The following is a 4252-nucleotide window of genomic DNA, read 5'->3' as shown; positions in this document are numbered from 1 at the left end:
GCTGTGGGGCAACGGCGGTGCGGGCGGTGCGGGCGGTACCGGGGCGGTAGGTGTCAACGGTGGCGCCGGCGGAGCCGGCGGCAGCGCTCTGTTATTCGGCAACGGCGGGGTCGGCGGCCCCGGGGGAGCCGGTGGGGCCGGCACGATCGGAACTCCGGGCAACCCAGGCACCCAGACCCTGGCGGGTGGAACCGGCGGTCCCGGCGGTGGTGGCGGGAACGCCGGTGCGGGCGGAGCCGGTGGCAACGGCGGGCTGGTCTTCGGTGCCGGCGGGGCCGGCGGCAATGGTGGCACCGGCGGAGCAGGTGGAGCAGGCGGAGTCGGCGGCGCGGGCTGGAACGCGACCACAGCCGGTGCCGACGGCGGCAACGGAGGCAACAGCGGTGCCGGCGGCGCTGGCGGCGACGGCGGGAACGGCGGGGCCGGCGGACGTGGCTCGACGCTTTTCGGCGCCGCGGGAGCAAACGGTAATGGCGGAGTCGGCGGGGCCGGCGGCGACGCGGGCGCACCCGGGGACGGCGGCTTAGGTGGTGCCGGCAACGCCCTGGTCACCACAGGCGGATTCGGCGGCAATGGCGGCAGCCCAGGGGCCGTGGGTATCGGCGGGGCTGGCGGAGCCGGTGCCGTCGGGGGTGCGAGCGGTGCCATCGGGACCGTCGTCTCCGGTAACGGCGGTGCCGGCGGTTCCGGCGGCCAGGGTTATGACGCCGCCAGTGACCCGTCGGCTGCCCCGGGTACCTCTGGTGGCAAGGGCGGTCACGGCGGCTCCGGCGGCAGCTATGGACGCGGCGGAGCCGGCGGGGCGGGCGGCAACGCCACGTCCGGCGGCAACGGTGGTGACGGCGGCTATGGCGGCAATAGCGGTCTGTTCGGCGGCGTCGGCGGCGCCGGTGGCGCAGGCGGCGACGGCGCCGGCACTGGCAACGGCGGCAACGGCGGCGTCGGCGGCGATGCCTCCAACCGCGGCACCGGACAGGCGGTCGGAGGTGCCGGAGGTGCCGGAGGTGCCGGAGGCAACGCCGTCGCCGGTCGCGGCGGCAACGGCGGGGGCGGCGGTCTGGCATCCAGCAACGGCGCCGGGGACGCCACCGGCGGCGCCGGCGGAGGCGGCGGTACCGGTGCCGCCGGAGGCGGAGACGGCGGTGCCGGCGGCGCCGCAGCCAATAACGGAACTGGAAATGCGACCGGCGGCGCCGGGGCCGACGGCGTCAGCGCCGGCCTTACGGGCAACGGCGGCAGAGGCGGGGACGGTGGGGGCGGGTTCGTCGTCAATCCACTCTCTACGGCGAAGGCCACCGCAGGCGTCGCCGGCATCGGCGGCGACGGTATCAACGGTGGGGCCGGTGGTAACGGCGGATCAGCGTTCAACGCGGGCACCGGGACCGTGACCCCCACCGCCGGTGGTGCGGGCGGCGCCGGCTTCGGCGGGACGGCCGGGGCAGGCGGGGCCGGCGGCAACGCGCAGGTCAGCAACAGCACATCGAGCGTTGCCCCCATCGGTGCCAACGGTGGAGCCGGCGGCTTCGGCACGAGTGGTGGGCGCGGCGGCGACGGGGGCGGAGCTTCGACCTCGGGCACGGGCAGCGCGACGTCGGGCGCTGGTGGCGCGGGCGGGGAAGGCACCGGCGGTGTCGGTGGATCCGGCGGAAACGGCGGCACTGCGACCATTTCCAACGGCACCTCCACCGCGACCGCTACCGCGGGCGACGGCGGGGCCGGGGGCAAGGCCGCCACGGGCGGAAATGGTGGCATCGGCGGTTCGGTGACGACCAGCGGAACCGGGCAGGTCAATCCCGGTGTCGGTGGCCGGGGCGGGGACGGCTTTGTCGGCGCCGGCGGAGCGGGCGGCGGCGGCGGGAACGCGACGGTCACCAACGCGAACTCGACCGTGAGCCCGGTCGGCGGCGCCGGTGGAGCCGGCGGCACCGGCATCGACAACGGCGGCGTGTTCGCCGGGCGCGGCGGCAATGGGGGCACCGCCCAAACCATCAGCAGCAGCTCCACCACGACGTCGACCGGCGGTACCGGCGGGATAGGCGGGAACGCCACCAACGGCAAGGGTGGAACCGGCGGTTCCGGCGGCAACGGTATCCATTTCGGCGCCGGTACCGCCATCGGCGGGGTTGCGGCAGCGGGCGGAACCGGACCGGGCGGGGGCGGAGGCGGCGGCAACGGCGGATCTGCGGCCAACTTCGGAACGGGCGGTGCCACCGGCGCCGACGGCGCCGCCGGCACCGGCGGAGGCGCCAGCGGCAGCGGCGGAGCCGGCGGCAGTGGCGGGAACGCGGACGTGAACTCGGGTCCCAGCGCCACGGGCGGCAAAGGCGGTGCCGGCGGCGACGGCACCATTGGCGGGGCGGGCGGCAGCGGCGGCGGGGCAACCAACGGCGGAACGGGCACCGTAGTTGCCGGCGCGGGCGGCGCGGGTGGCAACGGCACCACCGGCGCCGGCGGCCAAGGCGGTAACGGCGGCAGCGCAACCATCCAGAAAAACACCTCCGCAATCACTGCCGTCGCGGGCAACGGCGGAGCCGGAGGCACCGGCACCAACGGCGGAGCCGGAGGATCCGGCGGAACGGCGACCACGTTGGGCACCGGCAACGTCACACCCGGCAATGGAGGTGACGGCGGTGCCGGGACCACCGGTTTCGGCGGATTCGGCGGCGCGGGCGGCTCGGCGAATATCGACAATCCCGATTCGACGGCCAACGCGGTCGGCGGTGCGGGCGGCGCCGGTGGCAGCGGCGCCAACAACGGCGCGTTCGGCGGGCGGGGTGGCACCGGCGGCTCTGCCACAACCAACAGCAGCGGCGCCACCACGACAGCCACCGGCGGCACCGGCGGTCGTGGTGGCGACGCCACCACCGGCACCGGCGGGACGGGGGGCCTCGGCGGCACCGGTGTACACAGCGGCGCCGGCACCGCGATCGGCGGTGCCGCCGGAGCGGGCGGCACGGGTCCCGGCGGAGGCGGCGCCGGCGGGGACGGCGGAGCCGCCAGCAACGGCGGGACCGGGAACGCGATCGGTGCGGCCGGCGCAGACGGAACCAGCGGAGGCGCCACCGGAACCGGCGGGGCCGGTGGATTCGGGGGCCGGGCGGATATCACCAACCCTGCCTCAACCGGGACTGCGGTCGGCGGCGACGGTGGTGTTGGTGCCGGGGGTACCACCGGGGGGTCTGGTGGCGGCGGTGGCTTCACGTTGAACCGAGGGCTGGGCGATGCAACCGGCGGCGATGGAGGCTCGGGCGGCGCCGGCTCGACCGGCAACGGCGGGTTCGGTGGCAACGGGGGCAGCGGGCAGATCTTCAATGTCCACTCAACGGCCACTGCTACTTCCGGCAGCGGCGGCTCGGGCGGCGCCGGCACCACCGGAGGCGGCGGGGGCTTCGGCGGAACGGCGACCACCAACGGCACCGGCAACGTCACCGCCGGCAAGGGCGGCACCGGCGGCACCGGTACGACCGGTGGGGGCGGCAACGGCGGTGGCGGCGGCGGCGCTACGAGCACCAACCCCGACTCGACGGTCAACGTCGTCGGCGGTACGGGCGGCGCTGGTGGCACCGGCGTCAACAACGCTTTCCAGGGCGTCGGCGGCACCGGCGGTACCGCCCAAAGCAACAGCAGCAAGGCCACGACGACATCGACCGGCGGCACCGGCGGAGTCGGCGGCAACGCGACGTCGGGTACCGGCGGCACCGGCGGCACCGGCGGTGCCGGGATCCACAACGGAGCAGGCACCGCCATCGGCGGCGTCGCCGCGTCGGGTGGTACCGGTCCCGGCGGCGGCGGGGCCGGCGGAAACGGCGGATCGGCGAACAACGGCGGAACCGGTGATGCCGTTGGAGGCGTCGGTGCTGACGGCACCAGCGGCGGAACCAGCGGGACCGGCGGCGCCGGCGGAAGCGGCGGTCAAGCACAGGTCAGTAACCCCGCGTCCGGCGCCAAGGCCACCGGCGGCAACGGCGGCGCCGGTGCCGGCGGCACCGGCGGCGGCCGGGGCGGGTCCGGCGGCGATGCGATCAACAATGGAACGGGCGGCGTTGCTGCCGGCACCGGCGGCAGAGGCGGCGACGGCACCACCGGTGCCGCCGGCGCCGGCGGCACCGGTGGCACCGCGCGAATCATCAGCACCTCCTCGTCGCAGATCGCGACAGGAGGCACCGGTGGGGCCGGTGGCAACACGCTGAGCGGGGCCGGGGGCGCCGGAGGCGCCGGCGGCGGCGCTGTGAGCAACGGAGCAGGCGACGCG

Annotated in this window: 1 pseudogene; it reads left to right on the top strand. The window is 76.6% G+C overall.

The features are described 5' to 3' along the window. Positions 1–4252: pseudogene (locus tag AO501_RS40140) on the top strand (PE family protein); the annotation flags it as partial.

The organism is Mycobacterium gordonae, assembly GCF_001417955.2.
GTDB classification, from domain to species: Bacteria; Actinomycetota; Actinomycetes; order Mycobacteriales; family Mycobacteriaceae; genus Mycobacterium; species Mycobacterium gordonae_B.
This window is presented reverse-complemented; position numbering and strand designations above follow the sequence as displayed.